The following is a 21,283-nucleotide window of genomic DNA, read 5'->3' on the forward strand; positions in this document are numbered from 1 at the left end:
TTAGATTGCGCAAACTGCCAGCACAGCTGCAAATTGAGTTTCAAAATACTCAATTCAATTTTACCTCCAACATTAATCGGAAATTAACTATATCTATTGTTATTAATATGATAGTTAACGCCCCATATAGTCTCTTTTAATAGCCTGGAGGGGTATAATACCGTAAGGCCTTATCTTGAAAGGATAAAATAAAAATTATCTTAATATAAAACAGCGCTAGTTTTTACTTCCTATGCTAAAAAAGAAGAGCGCCTCTACTTTGTTCATTGGCGGTTTATAGATTTTCCCCTTCAAGATTAGCTTCATAGGATGACAAAAAGTGAAATGCGTAACAATAGCTATTAGCTATACCCAAGAATATGACCTCTTCATCATCGAAAAGACTGTCTACACATGAAATCATTTTTATATGAGGGAAACTCCCAAAGAAAATTGCATCTTCATCTTTCGATCCGTAGGTATGGCCGTGCATTTCAGCATTTTATACAGCGCGGTGTTTGTCTCTTTGATAACAACCTAACCTATTTGACCACGTTGCAAATAAATAGATAGCAGTGCCAGCGCAACTGCATGCCAGCTTTATTTGGGTGCCGGATTTAAATTTCAACAGTAACTTATACATGTACCCATCCCGGTATCTCTGCCAACAAGGTGCCTGCCCTCTATTTGCTTGTTTCACCTCTTAACCCTTATTACTATGGCTACAGACAACGATTGGGAACAATGCAACTCTGAAACGTTCTGGGGAGAAGTGGCTCCCTGCTCGCACGTGCTACAGCTTTATGAAGACGATGAGGCACTGCTGAACCTGTTGGAAGACTTTGCTGTAGGCGGCTTTTCGGTGGATGACACGGTGATGGTTATTGCCACGCCTGAACACCTGGCCGAGCTAAAGAGAAGACTGCGTGAAGATGGATTGGATCTCGAAAAACTGTGCAGTTCCAACAAGTTCATCGCCATCAGTGCAGACGAGATGCTATCCAGGTTTATGCGGGAGGGTATGCCGGACGAGCAACTATTTATCCAGGCGGTCACCGGTGTATTCGACAATGTGCGCAACAGCAAACGGCACATCCGCGTTTTTGGGGAGATGGTGGCTATTTTATGGGAACAGAACAACCGCGAAGCCACCATACGCCTGGAGAATATGTGGAACGCTTTCTTCGAAAAAGAGTCGTTCGCTCTTTTCTGCGCATACCCCAAAAGCGAATTTTCTAACGAGGCAGCCTCCTCTCTCTCCTGCATTTGCAGCGCGCACGCCAAAATCATCTCCAACGTCGGCGCGCCCCGGTTCGATGTGTCTTATCAGAACACGACTACTCCCGGGCTTCGGGCCTGAAACATTAGCTGCCCCGGATAACCGCGCAAAAACCTCTGCTTAATCCTGCACACGGCACACTTACGCTATGCCGTCACATGCTATATCCGTAAAAAGTGTTGGCATTTACGGGTTGCGTGTGCAGCTTTCGAAAACGTGCCTGTAGCTTTGTGGCGGAAGTTTAAATAAAGCAGGTATGGCCGAAGAAATTATCCGGATAAACACAATTAGCCAGCTCCACGAGATGCTGGGGTATGAAAAGCCAAAGCACCCGCTGGTGAGCATCATCGATGTGTCCAAACTGCAGATCACCCCGGAAATGATTGGGCTGCGGCTCTCTGCAAACCTCTATTCGGTGGCCCTGAAGAGCGGCAGCTGTGGTATGAGGTATGGCAGAAACTACTATGACTTTGAAGAGGGTGTGCTGGTGTTCACAGGCCCTAACCAGGTGGTAACCGCCACCGAAAACTCAGCGCAGGACGCCGGGCAGGGCTGGATGCTTTTCTTTCATCCCGACCTGATTCGCACCTCCGCGCTCGGGGAGCATATCGAGGAGTATACCTTCTTTTCCTACGACGCGCACGAGGCGCTGCATTTGTCGGAGCAGGAGAAAAAGACCTTGACCGACCTGGTGGCCAACATCCGGCAGGAGTACGACCAGCGCATCGACAACCACAGCCAGCGCGTGATCGTGTCTGGGTTGGAACTACTGCTAAACTACTGCGCGCGCTTTTATGAGCGCCAGTTTAATACGCGCACCACTCAAAACAAGGATATCGTCTCGCAGGTTGACCGGCTCCTCAAAAGTTACTTTGCCGCAGACCTGATGGCTGAGTCCGGGACGCCAACCATACACTACCTGGCCGAGAAAGTGCACCTATCCCCAAACTACCTCAGCGACCTGCTCAAGAAAGAGACCGGCAGAAGCGCCAAAGACCATATCAACGACTTTCTGGTTGACAAAGCCAAGTACCTGCTCCTCAACAGCAACGACACGGTGAGTGAGATCGCCTATCGCCTCGGGTTCAACTACCCGCATTATTTCAGCCGCCTGTTCAAAACAAAAACGGGCCATACCCCCCAAAGCTACCGGGAGCAGAAATAGCATACCCTACCGCGTTACCAAATCACAGAAAAGGAAGCCCGAAAGCTTCCTTTTCTGTGCTACAGTACCTACGGTGCGATTCAGTAAAATGTGTTTTGCCTTCCGTGTTTCGTGTTCTTTTCCGGGTTTATTCCTGCAGACCTTTGTAGGGTAAGGTTTACAACAATTGACACTGAACAAAAACCATCGGAAATGAGCAAGACTATGTTATCATTACAGTAGCAAGTACCGGTATTGGAAAAAGCAATGGCCAAATTGATCTGGGTGAAAGGCTGAAACGTGGTGGTACCATGCACACCCCCGAAAAAGAAGAACTTAACAAACTGGACAACGTGCTGGTTACAAAGCTGAATGTGCTGGACCTAAGCTTCATTGAGGGGGGGCTCCTACACAGCGGCCACCGACGAAAGCGTCACCTTGCGCTACCGGGCTAGCGCAGATGCTGAGCAGCTAATCAGTGCCAGAAAGAGCTTGGATGAGGACGCGGTTTGTGAAAATGATCAAACAGCGGATTGGGCTCGACTAAACAAAATCAGGTGAGCGCTATACCTCCCGGCTGCGCTTGCCAGGGTATACCGGACCCGGACGGGCTGAAATTTTAGATGTATAAACCAATGAAAAACGCTATTATCACCGGGGCCACAGGCATGGCAGGGAGCCGGGTGCTGCAACACTGCCTCAAAAGCGACGAGATCGCCCAATACCGTTTGTCGCGAAGGCTATACCCTGTCCTCCGGCTCCTCGGTGAAAAATACAGCATCAAGAGCACCGAGCTTGCAGCCGCCATTTTCAGGGTAGGCCTGCGGGGCGCGCCATACGAAATCCTGGAGAACCAGGACATCCTCAAGCAGCTAAACTAACATGAACGCCATATTCAGCATGATACTTATACTCATCGGAAGCATCCTCAGCTTAAGCGTGGGCTACCTCTACCTAAACCCCCAGTTCGGAGGCCGCATCAGCGCCGAAGAAAAAGAGCGGTATACCCGCTCGGCCCAGTGGGACGGCGACAAGTTCGTGAACCAGACCACCACCGTGATGGACATTAGCCTGGGCACGCTGCCTGGTTTGCTGAAAGCGAACTTCACTGACAAAGAGAAGCGTGCGCCGAAGCAAGCCTTGCCCCTGGAGCGCTTCGACAGTTTAGCCTGGGTAAACGATACGTCCGCAACCCGGTTTATCTGGTTTGGCCATTCCACGGGTTTGATGCAAATGGCGGGCAAGAACCTGCTTATCGACCCCATGTTCGGGGCGGATGCCTCTCCCATCGCGCCTTTTCAGACAAAGCGGTACTCCGACAGCACCCTCTTTATCCTCGACAGACTGCCCGCGATTGACGCCGTTTTCATCACCCACGACCACTACGACCACCTGGACTACGACAGCTTCAGGAAGCTGAACGGAAAGGTGGGCCACTTTTACGTGCCGCTCGGTGTAAAGCGCCATTTGCTGCGCTGGGGCATCGCCAGCGATAAAATAACAGAGCTGGATTGGTGGGATGCGGCCTCGGTGGCAGGTATAGACGTCACGTTTGTGCCCTCACGCCATTTCTCGGGCCGTGGCTTGTCAGACCGTGGGGAGAGCCTTTGGGGCGGCTGGGTATTCAGCACTGCCGCAAGCAGGGTCTACTGGAGTGGCGACAGCGGGTATGGCGAGCACTTCAAGGAGATCGGGGCGAGACTCGGGCCTTTCGACTGGGCGTTTCTGGAGTGTGGCCAGTACAACAAACATTGGCACCATATCCATATGTACCCGGAGGAGTCGGTGCAAGCGGCCATTGACGTGAAGGCTAAGACCAGCATTCCGATACACTGGGGTGCTTTTACGCTCTCCCTCCACGACTGGAAAGACCCTGTGCAGCGGTTCAGCGCGGAAGCGGAAAGACGAGGCGTCCCGATCATGATGCCCCGTCTCGGGGAAGTTATCCAAGCCCCGGACACGACAGGGCAAACTTACTGGTGGCAGCAACACGAGTAAGCCCCAGGAGCTCCTGACTTTTTTATCTCTGTACCCCCACCATGGCCGCTAATTGTGGCGGCTTTGGTGGGGTATGGTATAATACCAGCATCCATTGATGAGCACGCAAGTCACTTGCTCAAATGCAAATGAAATCTCCCTGGCGCAAGCGTCAGCTTGTGCCTAACAATGCAATCTAACAAGCCGCCTAATAGCGGCACAATCGGACGCTTGCGCCAAGGTATGCGGATACCTTCAAAACACGAACCTCTTGAACGCTGCGGCATACCCTTACTTTTCTGACAGAGCTGTTAGAAGAAGGTAAGCTGTCGGTAAAGTTGATTGGGTAGAACCTGATGGGGCGGGGTTAAGGTATGGGAAATGGCAGCGTGAGCGATTTATACTGGCTCTCGGTTTCTTCCCGATCTATCCGCTGGCTGAAATTGAGCCGCTTAGCATGATCTGGCCTACTTCATAAAAGCTATAGGAACGGTATATCAATCGTTAAACAGCGGTTTATTGACAGCACCCTCCCCGAACAAAACTTCAGGATTTTCACTATATTTGTCTTGGTTGAAGTATATACCTATACTGTACCCCTGTGATTGCTGCATGAAAAGAACCAGACAAAACAAGAAAACCAGCCTTCCGACACTGCTCCTGTTAGCCGTGTTCGTGAGTCTGTATCTGGTGCAGTTTGTTTGCAGCCTGCCCCTTTTGGCACAGAAGCTTCAGCCGGTGCCTGCCCATACCGCTGTGCAAGGAAAAGCACACGAGGAGGGCCATGCACACGCCTCCCATACTGCAACGGCGGAGCACCATGGCGATGCCCATACCCATACCACCGACGCGCACGCTGAGTCATCTGAGGCAGACGGGCACTGTTGCGCTGAGCAGCAGTATGCCCCCTTTGTAAAGACCTCCGTGTCGGTGTATGTGTTGGCTCCGGCGCAAGCTGTGGCTCCTTTCATTACGCAGTTGTATCTGGCGATGCTGCACCTGCAGCACCGAATCGCTTCCCGTGCGGTGTCTCATTCCCCGCCAGAAGCCCCCCCGCCTAAAATCCCTGACATCAGGATATTTTTGCACTCCTTCCTTATCTGATATTCTCCTTTGCCTGTCCCGCGGCTAAGGCAGGAACATTGTGCCCTGTCCCGAACGCCCGGCCTTGCCATGAACCGCAGTTTCGCTATGCTATTTTAGCGAATTGCACCCGCATACCTGTCTCTGGCAAGCCCGTCCGAATAAAGAATATCAGATCAGTTTTGGCCATGCGCCTGTGTATAAACAGCTGCCTGGCCACGCAATACAAATTGTGCATATGGAAAAGGAGAACAAGCACCTGCAGGTGCTGCAAATAAAGAACATGGTCTGTCCGCGCTGCATTAAAGTGGTGCAGGACGACCTCAGTGCCCTTGGCCTTGAAGTGGAGGAAGTGCTGCTCGGCAGCGCAATCATCGTAACCAACGACGCGGTACCCATGCACGCGATAGAGGCGGCCCTGAAAAAAAACGGCTTTGAGCTACTCCACGACAAGCGGGAGGAGTTGGTGGAACACATCAAGCTGGCAGTAATCGACTTGATTTACCAGAATAAACTGGCGGCACTCAACATCTCTGTCTCCACCTATTTGGCGGATACGCTCGGGAAAGACTATGCTACGCTGAGCACGCTGTTTAAGGCAGCAGAGGGAGTCGCACTGAGCAAGTATGTCATTCTGCAGAAGGTAGAGCATGCCAAAGAGCTCCTCACCTACAACGAGGACAGCATTAGCAGCATTGCCGCCAAACTGGGGTATAAGAGCATGCAGCACCTTTCAAGTCAGTTTAAAGAGATAACGGGCGTCTCGCCAAACTACTACCGCAAACAAGGCGGCCTTGGCAGGCAAACCATCGACAACCTGCACGTGCGTCTCCCATAGCCACAATTTTGTAAAACTCCGCCACGAATCTGTAAAACAACCACTTGCGTGCCTAAGTACAAAAAGCAGGTTCCGGGGGATTTACCGCATTACTATTTCTAAACGTATGCCTCAACCATTACTTCCCTCTGGGATAAATCTTTACCTTATGAAAAAATTATTGTATCTGCCACTAATTGCTTTACTGTATACCCTGCTCAGTTGTAGCACCGCCCATGCCCACGGCGACGAGAAACACGAAAAAACAGCCAGCACCGCAGCGGAAGTCCTCCCGCCAGACAGTACCCATACCCAACCCACAGTCACGGCAGCGGCACAGCCGGCACAAGGCCAGGATGCGGAAAACGTGCGCGCCGCACTGGATGATTTCCCGAACAGGCACCCCTTGTTTGTGCATTTTCCGATAGTGTTGCTGTTAGTAGCGGCTGCAGTGCAATTGGCCAACACGATCTTCCTGAAAAAGGAGCTGGACTGGATCACCACGAGCCTTACTATCGTTAGTTTCGTGATGGCCTATTATGTGGCTGAGATTGCACACCCGCATACCTCGGGGCTTACCGAACGCGCCAAGCAGGTGCTGGAGCAGCACGACTTTTACGCCGAATGGACCATTTACCTAAGCGGCATCGCGGCGGGGGGACAACTGCTGAATCAGTTTCTATTTAAAGGAAAGCGCTGGAGCATCATCGCGGTGACGCTTCTGCTGGCCGGGGCTGCCTATTTCGTTTCCATGGCCGGGCATTACGGGGCACAACTCGTACATATTGAAGGCGTTGGCCCACAGGGAAATTACCTGGAGGCTGAACACGGGCACTAACAAAGTGTTTGCTGCCAGCTTCATTGTCTGGCATTTGGCAATTCCTATCACCTTTACACGAAACTATGAACAAGGACCATACGCATCACCAGAATTCTAAAAATCAAGCCGAACAGAAAGTTGACAAGATAGAGGAACGCCTGGAGGAGAAAACCCTGCACGGCCATACCGAGGCCATGCACAAGGACACCCGCCACCATCCGCCGCAAGACGAGCATGCGGAGCACGGGGGCGCCCACCACGACCATCACCGCATGATGATCGAGGACTTCAAGAAGCGTTTTTGGATCTCGCTTGCGCTATCTATACCTGTGGTTGTCCTGAGCCCAATGATACAGGGCATTGTGGGGTATACGCTGGATGTTCCTTTCAGCATGTTCATTTCCTTTGCCCTCTCCAGCATCATCTACTTTTATGGCGGCTGGCCATTCTTAAAGGGCCTGGCCGAGGAAGTGAAGAAAGGCGCACCCGGCATGATGACCCTGATCGGGGTGGCCATTACCGTGGCCTACCTCTACAGCACAGCCGTGGCTTTTGGCCTGGAGGGTATGGACTTTTTCTGGGAACTGGCCACCCTGATCGTGATTATGCTGCTGGGCCACTGGATTGAGATGCGCTCTGTGCTTGGGGCCTCCAAAGCACTGGAGTTGCTGGTCAGTATGATGCCCGACGAGGCGCAGGTGATCCGAAACGGGGAGACAGTTACGGTAAGTGTGGACGAGCTCCGGCCAGACGATATTATCCTGATAAAACCCGGTGAGAAAGTGCCCGCCGACGGCGTGGTGACGCAGGGAGAGAGTTACCTTAACGAGAGCATGCTGACCGGGGAAAGCAAACCGGTACAAAAGAAGGCTGACGACAAGGTGATCGGCGGCTCGATAAACGGCAACGGCTCGCTGCAGGTGCGCGTGCAGACTACCGGTAAGGACAGCTACCTGAACAAAGTGATTAAACTGGTGCAGGATGCCCAGAAGACAAAATCAGAGACGCAGCGGCTGGCCGACAAAGCTGCGAAATGGCTGACGTTTATAGCGCTCACGGCTGGCTTTGCCACCCTGTTTGCCTGGTGGATACTGGCTGGCTCTACGTTCGGCTTTGCCTTGGAGCGTATGGTTACCGTGATGGTCATCTCCTGCCCCCACGCGCTGGGCCTGGCCATACCCCTGGTAGTTGCCATCTCCACAGCCGTATCAGCAAACAACGGCCTCCTGATCCGTAACCGGACAGCTTTTGAGAACTCCAGAAAGATTACTACCATCATTTTCGACAAAACCGGCACCCTCACCCAGGGCTCACATGAGGTGGCGCAGGTGGTGGTGTTCGACAAGGCCTATACCGAGCAGGAGCTCCTTCGACTTGCTTCTGGCATCGAGCAAAATTCAGAGCATTATATCTCGCAGGGCATCCTGCGCAAAGTGAAAGCTGAGGGGATAGCCATACCTGCCTCCACTAAGTTTAACTACCTGCCGGGTAAAGGCCTGGAGGGCATTGTGGAAGGAAAGGATATAAAGGTGGTCGGCCCGAATTACATCAAGGAGTTTGGCGTGCAGGTGCCCGAAAGCCAGGCCGAGGAAGGTGTGGAAACGGTGGTCTACATTATGGTTGCGCAGCAAGTGGCTGGCTACATCACGATGCGCGACCAGATCAGGCCGGAGTCTGCGGAAGCAATCAGGATACTGAAAGAGAACGGCATCAAAAACCTGCTGCTAACCGGCGACAACGAACGCGTGGCCAAGAGCGTGAGCGACAAACTGGGTATGGACGGTTACATCGCCAATGTGCTGCCCCACGAAAAGCAGGAGAAAGTGAAGGAACTGCAGGCCAAAGGCGAATTTGTGGCCATGACCGGTGACGGCGTAAACGATGCCCCTGCCCTGGCGCAGGCCGATGTGGGCATCGCGGTGGGTTCCGGCACCGACGTGGCCGCTGAAACAGCGGACATCATTCTGGTCAACAGCAACCCCCAGGACATTGCCTCGCTCATACTCTTTGGAAAAGCTACGTATAAAAAGATGATCCAGAACCTGATCTGGGCAACCGGGTATAACGTCATCGCCCTTCCGCTGGCTGCCGGTGTGCTGTATCAGCAGGGCATTGTGGTCTCCCCTGCCATAGGCGCTGCCCTCATGAGTATGAGTACGGTCATCGTGGCCATTAATGCCCAACTGCTCCGCAAACAGATCAAGTAACTGCCCCGGGGCAATTAGACAAACAGGATTTTCCTACCTTAATTTATATAGCTATGAGAAATGCAATTTTAGTAACCTTCGTGATTTTAGTAATCGGTGCAACTGCCTGCCAGCCGGAAGCCAGTGTGCAAACCGTGATGGACAATGAGGCCCAACGCAAAGAAGTGTACAACATGATATTAGACAACGACGAGATGCACCAGGAGATGATGCAGACCATGCGTGACAAAAACATGGGCGACATGATGGGTGATGGCGGTATGATGGGCAAGGGCCGCATGATGGGTGACAGTGCCGGCATGATGGCTGGCATGGACAAGAGCCAAATGCAGATGATGATGCAAAAAATGATGGACGACTGTGCCAAAGACACAGCCAACTGCACCATGATGTCGGGCATGATGATGCAGCACGGCAGCATGATGCAGCATATGATGCAACAGATGCGCAAGAAAGGCATGATGGACGAAGGCTGCTACCAGAAAATGATGTCCAACATGAGCCAGATGAAAAAGTAAAGCAGGCGATGAGACAGCTGTAAAACGGCGTTTCATAGTATAAACCTCAAAAGGGTGGCCAGGGAAAACGGTGAAAGCCATTCCTGAGCCACCCTTTTTTTGCACCACAGCAGCCTACCCCCCCAGCGGGACGCTATACCTCAGGCAGCCTAATCGTACTGCTAAAATCACTAATTATCCTGTATCTGTGGAAGATGTTTTTATAGAAAGCCGATTAAAATTTACATAATTATTGCACCGCAGGTTTAGCACAAACTCTGGTTTTCGTTTGGCGTAATGTCATTGTGTTTAACTAAAAACAAGACTATGAACAAGCTTAAATTTTACACTGTAGTGCTTTTAACGGCACTGTTCTCGGTGGCCTGTAACAAGGATGAGGACGTTACCCCGGGAAGCATGGCTTTTCATGCGGAGATGGATGCTGCCATGCAAAAGATGGAGCAGGGTATGGCTGCTGTGGAGATGACCATGGACCCAGACGTTGACTTTGCCCATATGATGCTGCCCCACCACCAGGGCTCCATCGACATGTCGACCATCGTGCTGAAGTATGCCACGCATCCGGAGCTCAAGGAAATGGCGCAGAAGTTTATCGATGGAGATACCGAGAGCAAGGCCAGGCTGCAGGCTTTCCTGGATGCACACGGCGCCCCGGCACCGTCAGCTGGGGCGGAGTTTAAGCAGGAAATGGAGCAGGCGATGATGAAGATGAACCAAAACATGAAAGCCTACAACATGTCGAACGATCCGGACTACGACTTTGCTGAAACCATGACCCACCATCACCAGGGGGCGATAGACATGTCGCAGATCGAGTTAAAGCATGGCAAAGACCAACCTGCCCTTAACGAGGCAAAAATGATTATCGAACATCAACAGAAAGATATCGTGGACCTCGGCAAGTTCAGAAACGAACACGGCCAGCCCCGCTAATTGCTTTCCACGATACAGCTTGCTTGGCTAACGGATAAAAGTGTCAGCTATAAAAAAAGCGGTAAAAGGGTATGAGATGTAAACGCGCTCTCCCTTTTGCCGCTTTTTTTATACATGGTCTGGCCGCACAAAAATACCAGATTCCTGAATCTGTCGAAGTTGGCAGCATCCTGTCCGCCTGAGATTAAGAGGCGGATTTCACCGGTAGCTCAATCCCTACTTTGTCCCAGGAAATCCGGATGGCGCCTGCCGCATCTGATGTGCTGTTTACTTCATACTTCAGCCTCTCCTGATGCTGCTGCAGCGCGGTAGGTTTTACCTGAACACGCACAACATCATCTTTCTGATCATAGTTATCCGCCAGGTGCTGCTTAAAGTTTTTGTTGAGGATCACGGTCCACTCCTCACGGCCCGGGATCGTGAACAGGGCATACGTACCGGCCGGTATTTGCTGCCCGCCAATCACGAGCGCCTTATCTGTTTCCAGGGTAGTGGCCATGTGCGCACCCGTCACCCATACCTGGTCATAGGCCACCAGCCCGCCCCAGATGGTACGCCCTTTTACGCCGGGCGCATGGTATGCCAGCTTTAGGTTTGCCTCCCCAATGTTGCCTGTGGCTTCAGATGGAATACTGCCTTTAATGGTGTCCTGCAAGGCCGCTGTGTTTTCTTGTGCCTCTACCGCCACCGGTGCAGCCGGCTGCTCCTGCGCTGTTTCCTCGTTGCCATTTGTACAGGCCACAAACACAGCCGACGTGGTTGCTACCATTGCCAGTAGCCGAAATGCTCTCTTCATTGATTTTAGTTTTAGCGAGTTAGTAAAATTTGGTTTTATATTGATTGGACTCCTGCATAAAGCTACACTGCCCCTAGTTACTGAGCTTCTTTCTGACCTTTCGAACGGAAGGGGATGAAACGTAATACAGGAAAAATCCCGAGAGCACGGTAAACACTCCGAACAGCGAGAATGCCCTCAGCAGGATATTGCCAAAATTATCCCTTCCCTCAAAATCCATGGTGTGCAGCATCCACAGAAAGTCAAACATGCGCCATTGGTTGTGGCGGATTGCCTGGAATGTGCCGTGTTCGGCCGAGATATAAACGGTGCTATTCGGATCACTAAAGGTAATGGCCCAGGCGGGCAACGGCCGCTCGCGGTACTCGTGGTGCGAACCGACCTCTGTCAGGTATTCCACCCGTTCGATGGCAGCGGGCGCAATCACATTGCTTTTCGCAATCTCAACGGCCACCTCTTTGCCAAGCGGAGCCAACAGCTTCCCGGATGCTGCGTTTGCCAACTGTACTTTCACGTTGCTTTGCCCCATGCTGTGCGCGCCAGCTTCCTGAGCGGCATCGGCTGCGTTACCTCCCGTAAAATATCGGATCTGGTAGGTAGGCACGCCCAGTATATCAATCAGTTGGATCGAGTGAATCGAATCAACTTTGGTGGAGGCCTGCAGGCTATCCAAGGCCAACTGCGGCGAAACCAGCTTTACCGTGCCGGGGATGAATTTCTTCTCTTTGCGGAGATGATCGCCATGCACTTCGTCAATGTTATTCCAGCTGAAATAAAGTCCTCCGAGTGTCCAGAAAAGGAATTGAATGCCTAACACAATTCCAAGGTAGCGATGGGATTTACGGATGTAGTAGTTTTTGCTTTTGGCCATACCGAGCGAAGCTAATTATATTTTTTAAATTACCCAGTGCAGATATAAACAGACTTATATAAAATTCACTATTTGTCTAATTCAGTCTTATGATACCACTATCAAACCGGTTTGTGCTTTAAGCCTGCTTAACCGGAAGAAGCAAATGCAACCCACACCTACCCCTCCCAAGAGGGTATTTACAGTGGTATAAATTCATACCCAGGGCGTAAACCAAATTGCCATTTCGCAAAGGAGTCGAAATGGCAATTTGGTAAAGTTAAGACAAAACAAAAATAGCTAAATATTAGAATCGGGCCGAGAGTCCGCCCCCGGCCCCAAAGCGGTTGTCGTAACTGCCGGTCAGGGAGAAATTCTTGGACAGGAAATACTCCAGCCCCAGGTTCCAGGTAACTTCTTTTTTGAAGTTGTCCTCGATGCCAGACTCATTTCTCGGCAACTCGTTTCGCCAGCCAAAATCAGCCTGATACTCATACGTTCCGAACAAGGCCGTGCGAGGGAAAATCATGACCTCCCGGCTGAAGCTGATCTGCGGGCGCAACAGGTTGTCTATCCGCACATCTAGGTTAAACAGGTATGGCGTTAGATACCGTATACCCGCCACGGCCGTCACCTCAATATCGTCCATACTGTCTTCGGTTTCGTTTTCAGCGTTCACCCCTCCAAAAACCCGCAGGTAATCATACAGGTACCGTTCGTAGGTAAACTCGGCCTCCAGGTTCTTATTCCAGCCATACTCCGCACTCAGGTTAAACTGGTTCCGAAGGTTAGAAGTCACCAGGTTCAACTCAGTCATGTGGGAGGCGACATCCGCAATTCCCCAGGTAAAGTAGTGGTTGCTTTCGTTGGTCAGGATGCTCACCGGATAGCCTTTCATTCTTTCATCCCTCGGAGTGTCGTAGCTGAAAATCCGGGCCATGCCCGCATCCATGTGATACAGGATATGGCAATGGAAAAACCAGTCTCCGTACTCGTTGGCGTCAAACTCGATCACCACTTTCTGCATCGGCGCCACGTTTACGGTATGCTTGAGCGGCGAGTACTCCCCGTTCTCGTTGATCACCCGGAAGAAATGCCCGTGCAGGTGCATGGGGTGGTGCATCATGGTGAGGTTGTTCAGCGTGACGCGGGTAACCTCGCCCTTGTTTATCTTGATTTTGTCGTCTTCCTTCAGCGGCACCCCATTCATGCTCCAGATGTAGCGCACCATGTTGCCTGTTAAGTTCAGAAGGATTTCTTTCGTGGGTCTGTCGTCCTTAAAATCGGTTTTCTCAGGAGACCGCAGGTAGTCGTAGTTATACTCGGCAAACATATCCATTCCTTTCATGTCCCCGTGCCCCTGCATACCGGCCATAGACTTGCCTTTTTCCTGCTGCATATCCATGGCTGGCATCCCGGGCTCTGCTTTGCCCATATCGTGCTGCATATGTCCCTGCATCTTCTTTCCGGCCGCAGCTGTGTCTTTCTTTGCCTCCTGCATGCCCTCGTGGTGCATATTTGCCGGGTTATGTTTTGTGGTATCTTGTTTGGTTGCCGACATCGCTTTTTTCATTTCTCCCATAGGCGGGTGCATGTTGGAATGATCCATTTGTCTAGCGGCGGTGTCCTTTTTCATTTCTCCCATTTTGTGGGTGTCCGGCTTTGTTTTTTCCATGCCTTGCTGGTGCATCTGTGCATGGTTCATTTTACCGGATCCAGCCGTGTCTTTTTTCATCTCCCCCATGGTATGATTCATCCGGGTATGATCCATTTTATGGGATGCTGTCGTATCCGGCTGCATCTCGCCCATTTTCTGATGGTTCATATGCTCCATTTGTTGCATCGACGCCGTGTCTTTCTTCTCCCCGCCTGTTTCTGGCCCCATCTGCTTCATCCCCTCATGTTGGGAGTGGTCCATTTCATTCGTGCCTTTTTGGTCTATCTCGTCCATCCCCTGCATGTCGTCCATCTGCATACCATATTCCTGCATCATCTCGTGGGCTTCATCCTTTGAGGGTCTGAACTTAATAGCGGGTGCTCCCATCTTCATATCCATAGCCGCCATTTGCTGCATCATGGCGATTTTATCGGGTCTGGGCACATCCGGTGCACTTACCACCTGTCCCTTGCCCAGAAAGGCGGAGGTTTGTCCTGAGCCATCCTGCACAGAGGCGCGCACTTCCATTTTGCCGCTTTGCGGCACGGTAACTATAAAATCGTAGGTTTCGGCAACGGCGATGAAGGTTTTGTTGCGCCGAACGGGCACGACATCCAGGCCATCGGCGGCTACCAGGAGCGGGTCTTCCCCGCCGAAAGTAAGCCAGAACTGGCTGGAGGCCGCAGCGTTGATAAAGCGCAGCCTTACCTTCTGGCCCGGCTCAAACTCGGGATACTCCCGCGTAGGCTGTCCGTTGGTCAGGAAGGCCGGGTAGTATATATCCGCGATGTCGGCCCCATCCATGCGCTGTCGCCAGAAATTGAACTGAGCACCCAGAGCGCCCCGGGCTATCACACGGTTAAGCGGCGTTGCGGTGCCTTTTTTAATATCATACCATTCCAATCCCCTTTTAAGCGTCCTGAGCACGTTTTTGGGTTTCTCATAGGTCCAGTCAGACAGCACGATCACCAGGTCGGCATCGTAGGCAAGCGTCTTTTCTTTGGGCTCAATCTGGATAGAGCCATACACCCCTGACTGCTCTTGCAAACCGGTATGGGAGTGGTACCAGTAGGTGCCCGCCTGCTTCAGCGGAAACTCGTATTTCTGCGTTTTCCCGGGTTTGATGGGCGGCGTTGTCAGGTAAGGAACACCGTCGAAGAAGTTGGGAACCAGTAAGCCATGCCAGTGCACGGAGGTCTCCACATCCATCTCGTTTTTGACGTACATCACGGCATAGTCGCCCTCGGTAAAATGCAGGGTAGGGCCCGGAATGTCTCCGTTGATGGTCATCCCCATCGTTTTTTTGCCGGCGATGTTTACTTCTTTCTGGTTGATGGTAAGCTCATAGATAACTGTGTCGCGTTGCGCGAAAGCCTTACTGCCGGCAAAATTCAGGAAAGCAAACAGAAGGATAAGCAGGGTATTCGTTTTTGATACTTTCAAGGTGTGGGTGTGTAATGTCTTATATGTATACGGAATATGATAACCGCACCCCGGAGGCCCCATTCAAAAACAGCGCTACACATGGGTGCTTTATGTATACCTTGTTCTGAAAACGCATGTTTTATATATACCTCCCCTGCTGTTATAAAATTCACAGAAACTGAATGGCTGCTTTATGCCGACGAGCGCAGGTATAAATTTATACCTCCCCTGAAATCGCCACCTGCCGAAAGTATCCGCAAACTCCGGGCAATCCTTTCCGTTTAGTAGGAATCGTTTACTTATCCCCTGTATTTATGCACGTTCTTTACCTGACCTTTGGCATTTTACTGTTTGTTTTCACAGCTTTGGATATCATCAAAACCACTTTTTCATCGAATGGCGGGGGCTTGCTGACAAATATGGTATCAAAAGCCGTCTGGAAAACCTTCTTCTTTTCGGCTGGAAAAAACGGGCGCTCGAAGGTGTTGGAGTATGCAGGCCCCGCCGTGCTCATGATGGTGCTGCTGGCCTGGGTAACGGGGCTCTGGTCCGGACTGTTTTTGATGCTGCTCTCTGATGCTGACTCTGTAATTAAAAGCACCACGAAGGCAAGCACCGGTGCCCTGGAAAAACTATACTATGCGGGGTACACGCTTTCTACCCTGGGCGTCGGCGATTACGTTGCCTCCACTAATTTCTGGCGGGTTGTCACCAATGTGGCGGCGTACTCTGGGCTGGTTTTTATCACGGCCTCCATCACCTATTTTGTCCCGGTTCTGTCGGCGGTGGGGCTTCAGAGCAGGCTGAGTTTATACATCAGCGGCATGGGCACCACACCCCAGCAGATTCTGGCCAATAGCTGGAACGGCAAAGACTTCTCGTCTTTTTTTGACACGACCTCTGACCTGTGCCAGATGCTGATACAGCACACCATGAACCACCATTCATACCCCGTGATTCATTACTTCCACAACAGCAAGCCCAGGCTGGCCATTGCCCCGGCCATTGTGCTGCTGGATGAAACGTACCAGCTGCTGGAGAACTATGTCGCTGAGGACGCAAAAGAGGATATGCTCAAAATGTCGATGCTTCGGTCAACCTTAAACGCCTACCTGGATATGGTGCAAGGCCGCTTTCTGAAGCAGGCGGAAGCGAACGCAACCGCGCCATCTCCTGGCTTACATCAACTAACCGAGGCAGGTATTCCGCTTCAGGAGGCAAGGGGCAACAAAAGCCAGGAACTGAAGGAACGCAGAAAAATGCTGACAGTACTGCTCGAGAAAGATGGCTGGGGCTGGGCAGAGGTGTACCCGTCTTGACATAAACTCGGTAAATATGGAAGCAGTTTTTTTAAATACTCTTCCACGGCTCTGAAGCATTAGAAGCTGTTTTAAAACCTATTCAAGCGGGAAAGTAGAAATCCTTAAAAGTGGTTAAATGCCGCAGAAATGGCCTTTATGATTATAGTCTCTGCTTCTAAAATAGCTCTCGAATAGGTTTTAAAACAGCTTCTTAGGTATAAGCACCATTTTACTGTGAGGCGTGGAGTGCTCCAGAGCCTTATTAGATGAATGCCCCCTGCCGCACCCCAAGGCTGGCGTTTGTCTTCTGAATGGAGGCTTGCGCGTCAGCTTCGAGGCCAGTCAGCGCCCTGATCGCATCAATAGTTTCGGGAATGACAATGGCCTGATTGTCTACCAGATAGGCATAAAACAACTCATCTCCCACCACTTTCAGCATATCCTGCCAAAGAGCCACTTCATACATGTCGCCATACGGCCTGTCCAAAGCCAGCATCAGCTCTTTCACCGTGTTATTTGCCGACAGGCCGTCCTGGTAGTTGATCAGGGCAATTCTGGAGGAGTTTCCGAAAGCTTGTAAAACTTCCTCCTTGCTGGCACCTCTGGTTAGCTGCACGTTCCAGTAATGCAGGTGGCTCAGGGTTTCCGGCACTTTAACCGCCGCCGTGATCACATCCAGTTCCGGGTCTACGCTTTGCGCGTCAGGCCCCTGGTGGCTCGGGATTTCCTGTTCCGGCACCAGGGTGTTCATGATCCCGTTCAGATGACTCTCCCACGGGTCTGTGGCCCTCCGAAGCAGGGTGCCCCGCGCTTTCTTCAGCAGGCCTGCGTGTTTCAGGGCAGTCAGGGTACGAACAATAGAGGTGGTGTTGCAGGATACCACCCGCGTGGACTCCCGCCCCGCAGCGGTGTCATAGTTGTTTTCGGCGCTAAATGAATGGCCAGTGGTCTCGTGCTTTTCGCCCCCCTGCAGAATAAACTTCAGGCCCGCCTCTTTATACTTCCCCACGTTCTGGGCGGCGATTTTCTTGGGTGTGCAGTCTACCACGAGGTCGCAGCTTTTCAATAGCTCCGCGAGTGTTCCGCGCACTTCAATGCCCGCCTTTTCCATCTGTTCCCGGGCTGTGCCGTCGAAGGCGAAGACCGGAAAACCTTTAAGTGCCGCCACTTTAATGCGCCAGTCTGAAATCACATCGCACACGCCGGCAAGTTCCATGTCATCCTGCAGCCGAACGGCATCAGCCACCCGTTTGCCAATGACGCCATACCCATTGATGGCTACTTTTACTTTGTCTTTCATAGTTTGGAAACGTTATACTTGATTCATGCTTTATCCACCGGGACAGCCACAATTTCTCCTTTTCAAACAGGATGGCAATACGCCCAACCCCATGCACTTCCTATCGCAGATACTCTCTTTTACGTGCTCACCTTCAACAAAGCACATCTTTACACTTCTTTTAACGTAAAAAAATACATATATAACTTAAATAAAACACAAAATGTGGCATATGGGGGATGGGCATTACTGGGGAATGCACTGGTTCTGGTGGATTCTCTTCGTCATACTTACTTTGATGTTTTTCTATTGGCTTGCGAATGCAGTCGGTAGAAAAAGGCCAGGACAAAAGGAAGAAAGGGAATCGGCCCTGGATATTCTGAAGAGAAGATACGCTGCGGGGGAGATTGACACTGAGGAATTCAACACCAGGAAAAGAGAGCTGGAAAGAGGCCGTTAACTAGACTATGCCTATGAAAAAGCACCTACTCTGGATGATCATCGGCTGTACGCTTCCTCTCCTGCTGATATTCCTGGCTCCGGCTCTGTGGTTGAGTGGCAATGTATCGTTGTTCATTTTTATCATCGTCATGTTCGCCTGCCATTTGCTGATGCCGATGCACCATGGCGGGCCTAAACATGGGCAGCATAATCAAGGAGAACAATCACAGGAGATCAAAACAAGCAAAGATGGCGGGCCTGAACACGGGCAACATAAACCTTACCTGAACCACGATAGCTGAAGCCTATGAACCACATTGATGTCAAGAAGCTCGGGCTGGCCTTTGGCGCAACGGGAGCCATACTGTATTTGGGATGCATTCTGCTCATGGCCACAGTAGGCCACACCGGTACCGTAAAGTTCTTTAACAGTCTGCTTCACGGGCTCGACGTCTCGTCTGTTATCCGCATGGATGTTCCAGTCTGGGAGGCAGCCCTAGGTATAGCCCAAACCTTTATCCTGGGCTGGCTGATTGGGGCCTGCATTGCGGCTGTCTATAACGCTGCCTCGAGCCAACGGACAACGTAGCTCCGCTTTTTTATCTTGCTGCTTTTTCAGGTTAGGCAGTATTGCTACATAGCAAAACCAACAGTTATGCATACAAAATCAAAAGCTGCATTACCCATACTGCTCATTTTCGGATTGATAGTGCTGTATGGACCTTCAGTCTATCAGACAAAAGATTGGCAAGCACCACCGGAAGCAGACAAACTGACAAATCCTTTTCCCGGCAGTGCCGAAGCTGCTAAGAGCGGCAAGAAGCTATTTTCACAGAATTGCACTGTTTGCCATGGAGAGCAAGGGAAAGGGGATGGTATAGCAGCGGTAAGTTTAAACCCTCACCCTAAAAATCTTGTGGCTAAAAAATTCACCAGTCAGACGGACGGGGCTATTTTCTGGAAAATCTCTGAAGGGCGTTCGCCCATGCCTGGCTACAGAAATACGTTTACCGAAGCGCAACGGTGGCAACTGGTAAACTACATCAGAACTTTGAAAGGAAAGTAAAAGCCGGGTTTAACCTGATTCCTGCTAAGTCCTCCTCTCCAGCCAACCGCATCATTGCCTCTTACGCGGCTTCACCCTTCCGCTGGCCCCGAGATCAAGCAGTCCGGCTCCAGCACGACTCTACGGTTGCACCCTAAACCTGCCTGCCCGGTGCTGAGAACAGCGCTGGCTAAACTGCTTTCTCCGGAACAAACGATTTTATGCTGCCGGTCTCCTAAAAACACAGCACTATGAAAACAGCACAAATAGTCAGCGTCTGCATCGGTATACTGTTTATTCCATCCCTTGCTTTCGGCCAGGCGAATCAGACACAGTCACAGATGAACGAAAACAGGTTGAAGGAGTCTGGTGAGACAAAATTCTTATTGTCTGGGTATGGCTTCACGGGCTTCGAAAAAAAGGGTGATGAAAGCACTTTCGGCCCACTCGGGTTTTCACCTATTTTCCTCTGGAAGAAAACGGATCGACTGTTTTTTGAGGCAGAGTTGGAAGCAGAGATAGAAGACGGCGAATTTGATATTGGACTTGAATACGCTTCTATCTACTACAGGCTGAACGATTTCCTCATTGTTGGTGCGGGCAAATTCCTGACGCCTTTTGGCATATTCAGTGAACGGCTGCACCCCGCCTGGATTAACAAAATGGCGGAGAAACCCTTGGGCTTTAGCTCTGAAACAGGTATGGTTGGCCCAATGACATCGCTGGGTGCGCAGGCAAGGGGCGGCGCACCGCTCGGAAACACAAAAATCAACTACTCATTTTACATAGCCAACGGCCCAGGCTTGTTGACAGACGGAGACGAAGCAGGCAAACTGGATTTTAACAACCTCGGAGACAATAACCTGAACAAAGCGCTGGGTGGCAGAATCGGTTTCCTGCCTTTTTCTAATTCATCGTTAGAAATTGGCGCCTCGGGTCAGTTTGCAAAAGTGGGCGACAGGGAAAGCCCCTATAAAAAGATTGGAGCGGCTATGTATGCCGGCGATCTTTCTTATATATGGCATGCAAAAAGCATAAAAAGTGTGCTTGACTTGAAGGGGCAGTATAACTACCTGCATGTTGAAAGAACCGACTACTCCGACCTTAGGGGCAATTCCTATTCTTTTGACAACAACTCATCCGCCTACTTTCTGCAGGTGTCGCTCAGGCCTGTGAACGTTGATTCGGACATTCTAAAAAACGTCGAGCTTACCGGAAGATACTCAAGGCTCAAAACACCAGAAGGTAGCGAATGGCACAGAAAACAAAAGCAAACAACGCTCGGGATAAATTACTGGTTATCCTGGAGCTCTGTTGTAAAAGTAAACTATGCCATTGAGGATATAGAAGGAAGTGATTCTGAGAATGGGTTCTTCATTCAGTTTGCACTCGGTTTTTAACAAGTAAAAAATCATACAATGAAAACGGGCAATCTCATTATAGTCATTTTCACAGCCACAGTCTTGGTTCTTATCTTATTTGTAAACAGTTGTGCGCCTTCGGCTGAAGTGTCCGGCAAGCCTGGGGCACAGCTTTGGGCTGAAAACTGCCAGCGTTGCCACAACACCCCTCCGCCACTTGTCTATGATGACAAGCAATGGGATGCAGTTGTTACGCACATGCAAATACGGGCGAATATTACCCAGGAGGAAGCTGACAAAATTGTCGCTTTCCTGCAGGAGTCAAATTAGCGTATGTCAAGAATCAATCTTTCGGAAGCGATTATCAGTTA

Annotated in this window: 21 protein-coding genes; 17 read left to right on the forward strand and 4 right to left on the reverse strand. The window is 50.9% G+C overall.

Going from position 1 to position 21,283, the window contains the following annotated elements; genetic code table 11:
* Positions 1 to 697: 697 nt before the first annotated feature.
* From MKJ04_RS00820 to MKJ04_RS00865, 10 genes are all read left to right on the forward strand, one after another.
* A complete protein-coding gene (locus MKJ04_RS00820; protein ID WP_241638341.1) occupies positions 698 to 1,339 on the forward strand; it encodes an MEDS domain-containing protein in 642 nt (213 codons plus the stop codon).
* A 175-nt stretch (positions 1,340 to 1,514) separates the two neighbouring features.
* Positions 1,515 to 2,423, forward strand: coding sequence for a helix-turn-helix domain-containing protein (locus MKJ04_RS00825; protein WP_241638343.1), 909 nt, complete (start codon positions 1,515 to 1,517; stop codon positions 2,421 to 2,423).
* 614 nt (positions 2,424 to 3,037) lie between these two features.
* On the forward strand, positions 3,038 to 3,283 hold the full coding sequence (locus MKJ04_RS00830; RefSeq protein WP_241638345.1) for a hypothetical protein: 246 nt from the start codon (positions 3,038 to 3,040) through the stop codon (positions 3,281 to 3,283).
* A gap of 1 nt (position 3,284) precedes the next feature.
* Entirely contained in the window at positions 3,285 to 4,400 is a 1,116-nt protein-coding gene (locus MKJ04_RS00835; RefSeq protein WP_241638346.1) for an MBL fold metallo-hydrolase, read from the forward strand.
* 591 nt (positions 4,401 to 4,991) lie between these two features.
* A complete protein-coding gene (locus MKJ04_RS00840) occupies positions 4,992 to 5,483 on the forward strand; it encodes a hypothetical protein (protein WP_241638348.1) in 492 nt (163 codons plus the stop codon).
* A 217-nt stretch (positions 5,484 to 5,700) separates the two neighbouring features.
* Positions 5,701 to 6,300, forward strand: coding sequence for a helix-turn-helix domain-containing protein (locus MKJ04_RS00845; RefSeq protein WP_241638350.1), 600 nt, complete (start codon positions 5,701 to 5,703; stop codon positions 6,298 to 6,300).
* A gap of 148 nt (positions 6,301 to 6,448) precedes the next feature.
* On the forward strand, positions 6,449 to 7,117 hold the full coding sequence (locus MKJ04_RS00850; RefSeq protein ID WP_241638352.1) for a DUF2231 domain-containing protein: 669 nt from the start codon (positions 6,449 to 6,451) through the stop codon (positions 7,115 to 7,117).
* Positions 7,118 to 7,182: 65 nt separating this feature from the next.
* Entirely contained in the window at positions 7,183 to 9,306 is a 2,124-nt protein-coding gene (locus MKJ04_RS00855; protein WP_410896800.1) for a copper-translocating P-type ATPase, read from the forward strand.
* Between the two features lie 53 nt (positions 9,307 to 9,359).
* Positions 9,360 to 9,824, forward strand: a complete 465-nt coding sequence (locus MKJ04_RS00860) for a hypothetical protein (protein ID WP_241638354.1) — start codon at positions 9,360 to 9,362, stop codon at positions 9,822 to 9,824.
* A gap of 306 nt (positions 9,825 to 10,130) precedes the next feature.
* Positions 10,131 to 10,757: a DUF305 domain-containing protein gene (locus tag MKJ04_RS00865; protein ID WP_241638356.1), complete on the forward strand. Its 627-nt coding sequence runs from the start codon at positions 10,131 to 10,133 to the stop codon at positions 10,755 to 10,757.
* Positions 10,758 to 10,941: 184 nt separating this feature from the next.
* On the opposite strand, the gene MKJ04_RS00870 is transcribed toward MKJ04_RS00865, so the two are convergent.
* From MKJ04_RS00870 to MKJ04_RS00880, 3 genes are all read right to left on the reverse strand, one after another.
* Positions 10,942 to 11,553, reverse strand: a complete 612-nt coding sequence (locus MKJ04_RS00870) for a DUF2911 domain-containing protein (RefSeq protein WP_241638358.1) — start codon at positions 11,551 to 11,553, stop codon at positions 10,942 to 10,944.
* Positions 11,554 to 11,626: 73 nt separating this feature from the next.
* Positions 11,627 to 12,424: a hypothetical protein gene (locus MKJ04_RS00875; protein WP_241638359.1), complete on the reverse strand. Its 798-nt coding sequence runs from the start codon at positions 12,422 to 12,424 to the stop codon at positions 11,627 to 11,629.
* 286 nt (positions 12,425 to 12,710) lie between these two features.
* On the reverse strand, positions 12,711 to 15,503 hold the full coding sequence (locus MKJ04_RS00880) for a multicopper oxidase domain-containing protein (protein WP_410896801.1): 2,793 nt from the start codon (positions 15,501 to 15,503) through the stop codon (positions 12,711 to 12,713).
* A 296-nt stretch (positions 15,504 to 15,799) separates the two neighbouring features.
* Here MKJ04_RS00880 and MKJ04_RS00885 point away from each other — a divergent pair, with 296 nt between their 5' ends.
* Positions 15,800 to 16,804: a potassium channel family protein gene (locus MKJ04_RS00885; RefSeq protein WP_241638361.1), complete on the forward strand. Its 1,005-nt coding sequence runs from the start codon at positions 15,800 to 15,802 to the stop codon at positions 16,802 to 16,804.
* A 244-nt stretch (positions 16,805 to 17,048) separates the two neighbouring features.
* On the opposite strand, the gene MKJ04_RS00890 is transcribed toward MKJ04_RS00885, so the two are convergent.
* On the reverse strand, positions 17,049 to 18,086 hold the full coding sequence (locus MKJ04_RS00890) for a type II glyceraldehyde-3-phosphate dehydrogenase (RefSeq protein WP_241638362.1): 1,038 nt from the start codon (positions 18,084 to 18,086) through the stop codon (positions 17,049 to 17,051).
* A gap of 211 nt (positions 18,087 to 18,297) precedes the next feature.
* Here MKJ04_RS00890 and MKJ04_RS00895 point away from each other — a divergent pair, with 211 nt between their 5' ends.
* From MKJ04_RS00895 to MKJ04_RS00920, 6 genes are all read left to right on the forward strand, one after another.
* Positions 18,298 to 18,525: an SHOCT domain-containing protein gene (locus MKJ04_RS00895; RefSeq protein ID WP_241638364.1), complete on the forward strand. Its 228-nt coding sequence runs from the start codon at positions 18,298 to 18,300 to the stop codon at positions 18,523 to 18,525.
* 13 nt (positions 18,526 to 18,538) lie between these two features.
* Positions 18,539 to 18,808: a hypothetical protein gene (locus tag MKJ04_RS00900; RefSeq protein WP_241638366.1), complete on the forward strand. Its 270-nt coding sequence runs from the start codon at positions 18,539 to 18,541 to the stop codon at positions 18,806 to 18,808.
* 5 nt (positions 18,809 to 18,813) lie between these two features.
* On the forward strand, positions 18,814 to 19,095 hold the full coding sequence (locus tag MKJ04_RS00905) for a DUF5676 family membrane protein (protein WP_241638368.1): 282 nt from the start codon (positions 18,814 to 18,816) through the stop codon (positions 19,093 to 19,095).
* 66 nt (positions 19,096 to 19,161) lie between these two features.
* Entirely contained in the window at positions 19,162 to 19,572 is a 411-nt protein-coding gene (locus MKJ04_RS00910) for a c-type cytochrome (RefSeq protein WP_241638370.1), read from the forward strand.
* Positions 19,573 to 19,802: 230 nt separating this feature from the next.
* The gene (locus MKJ04_RS00915; RefSeq protein WP_241638372.1) at positions 19,803 to 20,951 is read left to right on the forward strand and encodes an OprO/OprP family phosphate-selective porin; all 1,149 of its coding nucleotides are present in this window, start codon (positions 19,803 to 19,805) and stop codon (positions 20,949 to 20,951) included.
* Between the two features lie 18 nt (positions 20,952 to 20,969).
* On the forward strand, positions 20,970 to 21,242 hold the full coding sequence (locus MKJ04_RS00920; protein ID WP_241638374.1) for a c-type cytochrome: 273 nt from the start codon (positions 20,970 to 20,972) through the stop codon (positions 21,240 to 21,242).
* Positions 21,243 to 21,283 lie beyond the last annotated feature (41 nt).

This window comes from Pontibacter sp. E15-1 (genome assembly GCF_022601975.1).
In the GTDB taxonomy this organism is placed as follows: Bacteria; Bacteroidota; Bacteroidia; order Cytophagales; family Hymenobacteraceae; genus Pontibacter.